The organism is Streptomyces sp. NPDC002265, assembly GCF_040296125.1.
Lineage (GTDB): Bacteria > Actinomycetota > Actinomycetes > Streptomycetales > Streptomycetaceae > Streptomyces.
In genome coordinates this window covers 1-4,681 of record NZ_JBEOWS010000521.1, presented here as the reverse complement: position 1 = coordinate 4,681, position 4,681 = coordinate 1, and the positions used below count along the sequence as shown (strand labels likewise).

Annotated in this window: 5 protein-coding genes; 4 read left to right on the top strand and 1 reads right to left on the bottom strand. The window is 67.5% G+C overall.

Annotated elements, in window-relative coordinates:
• On the bottom strand, nucleotides 1-400 hold a 400-nt coding region (locus tag ABT085_RS43960), incomplete at its 3' end, for a DDE-type integrase/transposase/recombinase (RefSeq protein ID WP_502982976.1).
• A gap of 93 nt (nucleotides 401-493) precedes the next feature.
• Between ABT085_RS43960 and ABT085_RS43955 the strand changes: the two genes are divergently transcribed.
• From ABT085_RS43955 to ABT085_RS43940, 4 genes are all read left to right on the top strand, one after another.
• On the top strand, nucleotides 494-1,672 hold the full coding sequence (locus ABT085_RS43955; protein ID WP_351622125.1) for a Hint domain-containing protein: 1,179 nt from the start codon (nucleotides 494-496) through the stop codon (nucleotides 1,670-1,672).
• Nucleotides 1,669-1,944 carry a hypothetical protein gene (locus ABT085_RS43950; protein ID WP_351622122.1) on the top strand — a complete coding sequence of 92 codons (276 nt, stop codon included), beginning with the start codon at nucleotides 1,669-1,671 and terminating at the stop codon, nucleotides 1,942-1,944. Before ABT085_RS43955 ends, ABT085_RS43950 begins: the two co-directional genes overlap by 4 nt.
• A gap of 428 nt (nucleotides 1,945-2,372) precedes the next feature.
• Nucleotides 2,373-2,900, top strand: coding sequence for a hypothetical protein (locus tag ABT085_RS43945; RefSeq protein ID WP_351622119.1), 528 nt, complete (start codon nucleotides 2,373-2,375; stop codon nucleotides 2,898-2,900).
• A 522-nt stretch (nucleotides 2,901-3,422) separates the two neighbouring features.
• Nucleotides 3,423-4,355, top strand: coding sequence for an IS110 family RNA-guided transposase (locus ABT085_RS43940; protein WP_351622116.1), 933 nt, complete (start codon nucleotides 3,423-3,425; stop codon nucleotides 4,353-4,355).
• Nucleotides 4,356-4,681: the final 326 nt, after the last annotated feature.

Sequence of the window (4,681 nt, the reverse complement as noted above, 5' to 3'; positions counted from 1 at the left end):
GGGGCCCGCTTGCGTTGTCGCTGACCGCACCGACTCTCCCCATCGATCCGGCCAATAGAGGCGGGTCGAGCGCCCAGACGAATTTCCGGGGCCAGCTCTGCGATCGGCGATCGCTATGTAGGACACATCCGTCGACATGTCCGCGCCGGACCACGGCGTTGCGCAGGGCGGTCACGACCAGGCGGGACTTCATCGGCGCGTCGATTGAGTAGCCCACGATCCTGTTGCCGAAGACGCCCTTGATCGCGCAGAGGCACAACTTCCCCTCTCTGGTGGCATGTTCGGTGATGTCGGCGAGCCACAAGCGGTTCGGGCCAATCGCGGTGAAATAGCGGCGGACCAGGTCGTCGTGCACCGGCGGGCCGGCTCTCCCGACCTGGCCGCGCTTCTTGCCGAACACTCCACCAGTGGTTGTCCCGGCAGATCCGACACACGGTCCGATCTGCCATCAGGGCCCTCGCACCGCGCGCTTCATCGGCCAGGAAGCGGCACCATGACCGTCACCGTCCGCACGGACGGAGGCGTCAAGTCGGCACAGGTGGTCTTCAAGAAGGGGCCGAATCCGAAGCCCAAACAGAACGACGGCCAGTGCCACGCCTGCTGGGCCATGGGCACGAACCCGCAGTATGACCCCAGCGCCAACGACATTCCGGACGCAGGAAAACTCGCAACCTGGCAGAAGGTCACACTGGGCCTCATCACAGCCGTAGCTACGCTCGTGGTAACCGCCCCGATCACCGTCGGCCCCGCCCTGGGATGCCTGGCCACAGCCCCGGTATGCGCCGCGGAAATCGCGGAAATAGCGACCGGCAGCGCATCCGGCGGAAGCGCCGTAGTGGGGACTGGCGCAGCTGTCAGTAAAGCCGCTGCCGCCACCGGGCAGTGCTTCCCTGCTGGTACACCCATCGCCACGGCCGACGGCACCAAGAAGATCGAGGACATCAAGGTCGGGGACCGGGTCTGGGCCGCCGACCCGGTGACGGGCAAGCAGACCCTGCGCCGGGTCACCCGGCTCTTCCAACACACCGCCAACGGCCTGGTGAAGATCGCCGCCGGCGGCCGCGAAGTCCGGGCGACCGCGGGGCACCCGTTCCAGGTCGAGGGGAAGGGCTGGGTCGACGCGGGCGACCTCAGGCCGGGCGATCTGCTGGAGAAGCGGGACGGTACGACGGTCGCCGTGAGCGACGTCTCCGAACTGCCGGGCCCGGCCCGGGTGTTCAACTTCGAGGTCGAGACTGACCACACCTACTACGCCACCGACCTCGACGTGCTGGTGCACAACACCTGCGGCGAGTACTCCGAGCTGTACGAGAACGGCACCGCGATCCTCGCCTCCATCGACAAGGATGGCATCCTCAACACCGCCGTCGAGGTCGTCAAGGACGGCACGGAGGCGACGGCCCCCACCGGCGGCGAGATGTTCACCAACGCCATGAACGCCCTGGCCAAGGACGCCGAAGGAGTACGGGGTACCTGGAACGGCGGGGATCTGCGCGACAATCTCGACAGCTTCAACGCTGGCATCCAGTACATGCTCTCCCCGGCGGACGCCGCCCGCGCGACGTTCACCGGAAAGATGGCCGTAAAGTACGGCTTCACCAAGGTGACCATCGAGGAGACCGTCGGCTCGCCCGCCGAGTACACAGCGGCGAAGGTGGTATTCAGCAAGTGACCAACCGAACGGCGATCGTGGCCGGACTGCGCCGGCTCGGCGAGGAAGGCCGGCCGGCCTCCGAGGCCGCGCGCTGGGTGATGCGTGAGATGGGGGACGACTTCAAGGTCTTCCAGCTCATGGTCCACTTCTTCAGCGCCTACCACGTCCCGGTGGAACGCCTCCGGGAAATGGAACGCTGGGAGGGCCTGGGCACCGGCGGCCCCCTCACGGACACGGAGCTGGACGCGATCGTCGGCCCGCTCATGGTCCGGGAGACACCGCCGTCCTGACGGGGCGACGATGGTACGGAGTCTCCGTGCGGGGCGGTCACCGGATGGTGGCCGCCCCTTCCGTTCGTGGGCCGCGCAGCAGCTGCTCATCGTCGCTGTCCATGGCCTCCAACCTTGCAGCCGCCGCCGACAACGCGGGCTTGCCCAGGAGGTCCTGGGCAAGCCCGCGCGCCGCCGGGAGGCTTATTCAGGTCAGCTACGCCAGCGTTCGAGCCAGCCGCCGGCCTTCGAGGCCTGCGCCGCCCCCTCCAGCCAGCCGCCAGCGGCCTGACCCCGGACTCAGCCCCGCTGCCAGCCCTCTCTGCGCTCGGAACGTACGGGGACCGGCGGGCCCACAGATTGGATCTTGAGGGTGCGCACCCCCCTCGAACAATCACGAAGTAATCACATCTATTCCATAATGTTCACCTTAAGTTCACGATCATGACATGAGATGGATCTCCGCCGCCGTCCCGGCTACCGCCGTGCTCCTCCCCCTCGCCGGGTGCAGCGACGCCGACGCCCCTACCGAGGCAACCGGCGCCGCGGGTAAGCCCGCCAGCCCCATGTCACAGGCGGCGCGAAAGCTTGATGCCGGAGATGTGTTCACGCAGATCTCTGCCCAAATCAGCTCCGCACACCTGACGGGCACAGTGACAGCCGCCGACGATCCCAACCACCTCCTCGGCCGACCGCACCAGTACACGTCGAAGATCACTTTCCCGGACGGCCGCATCAAGCCCAGCGACGTCGAGGGAACCGACAAGGACGACGTCGAACGAGGCGACGCCATCGAGGTCTTCGCTAATGCAGAAGACGCACAAGCCCGCGCGAAGTACATCCAGGCCATAACGCAGTCCCTGCCCACGCTCTCGGAGTACGACTACATCTCCGGTGCTGTCCTTGTGCGCGTCTCGCACTACCTTCCCCCGACGCAGGCAGCCTCGTGCAAAACTGCCGCCGACGACCTCGCCTGAGGGATCCTGCCGCGTCGCGGCTCCCGGACACTCCCTACGCCCCGGGCCGACGGCGCCGCCACCTCACAAGATGACGTCCGCGCAGAAGCAGCCCCAAGGTGTGCACGGTTAACCCAGCTCCCCGGCACGGGCTTCCACCCGGAATACGGACTGCCGCCCACACCGCCGCCGCACACCACGCCCGGACCCCGCCACGGGGCCAGATTCCACACCGCGATACCAGCAACCGAGGGCGAACCGCGCCCTTCAAGGCTGCCTGCGAGGCGACCAGCTGAGGTTCCGACTTGTATTGGCTGTAGCGGTGCGCGGTCGGGTTGGCCGCTCGTAGCGTGCCGTAGGACGCTGGGTTGGATGGCTCGTGAGGTTCCTGCCGCCCCTTGGGGCTGGCCCGCTCGGGGTGTGCCGCCGGCCCGGTGTCCGGCCACGGTCTGACTCAACAGAGGCGTGTCCCGACCAGCGGTTCCCGAAGTCGGCGTGTCGGCCGTGGACGTCCCGTCTTCCGGCCGTGAGGAACGAACTCCCGTGATACTGCTCGGCGTTGACCCGCACAAGTCCACTCACACTGCTACCGCCGTCGACCCTGTCTCGAATCAGCAGACGGGTTCGCTGAGGATCGAAGCCACCCTGGCGGAGTACCGGCGGCTCCTGACCTGGGCCCGCCACTGGCCGCAGCGCACGTGGGTGGTGGAGAACGCCAACGGGCTCGGCCGCCACCTGGCCCAGTGGCTCATCGCCCGCGGGGAGAGCGTCGCCGACGTTCCACCCTCGGCGACCAGCCGCATCCGTCGGCTCACACGTGGCGGCGGCCGCAAGAACGACCGGATCGACGCCGCCGCCGCGGCTACGGCCTACGTGCACGGGGACGGCCGCGAAGTGGAGGCGGAAGGCCACACCACGGCCCTGGCCTTGCTCGACGAGCGACGTGTCAACCTAGCCCAGGCCCGGGTCCGCACCGTCAACCAGCTGCACGCAGTGCTGCGTGATCTGCTGCCCGGCGGGGCTCCGCCTCACCTGTCGGCGGACCAGGCCGCCGCGCTGCTGCGCACGGTTCGCCCTGCCGGTGACGTCGAGCAGGTCCGCAAGCACCTTGCCCGCGACCTGGTCATGGAGATCCGCGCGCTGGACAAACGACTGGCCGAGAACGCCGCGCACATGGAGGAACTCGTCGGGTCCTCGGGCAGCACGCTGACGAACACGCCCGGCGTCGGGCCGGTGCTGGCGGCGCGGCTCGTCGGCCGCGTCGGACGCGCCAGCCGGTTCGCCACCGCCGCAGCGTTCGCGAACTACACCGGTGCCGCCCCGATCGAGATCGCCAGCGCGGACAAGGCACGGCACCGGCTCTCACGCTCCGGTGACCGTCAGCTCAACTCCGTGCTCCACACCATCGCGGTCGTCCAGATCAGAATGCCGAATTCCCCTGGGCACGCCTACTACCAGCGGAAACTCTCGGAATGAAAGACACCCAGGGAAGCCAAACGCTGCCTGAAGCGCCGTCTCGCCGACCACGTGTGGCGCGTGATGATCGCCGACGAACGCAGGTCCAAACACCAGTCATCTCAGTCGACTTGACAAGACACAGAGGCACCCCGAGATGCGGAGTGTGCTGACAGAGGGTCAGATGGGACTTATGAGAGGAACATCGACCATGGCCGCCCCCAGAAAGGGTCTATCAGGAATTAGGCTCTTAGTGCGTTGTGGCAAAGGGAGTCCCTGTTCGATGAACAGGGACTTCTTCGTGTGCGGGGCATGACCGCGGAGGTGTAAGGGCAGGCAGCGGACGG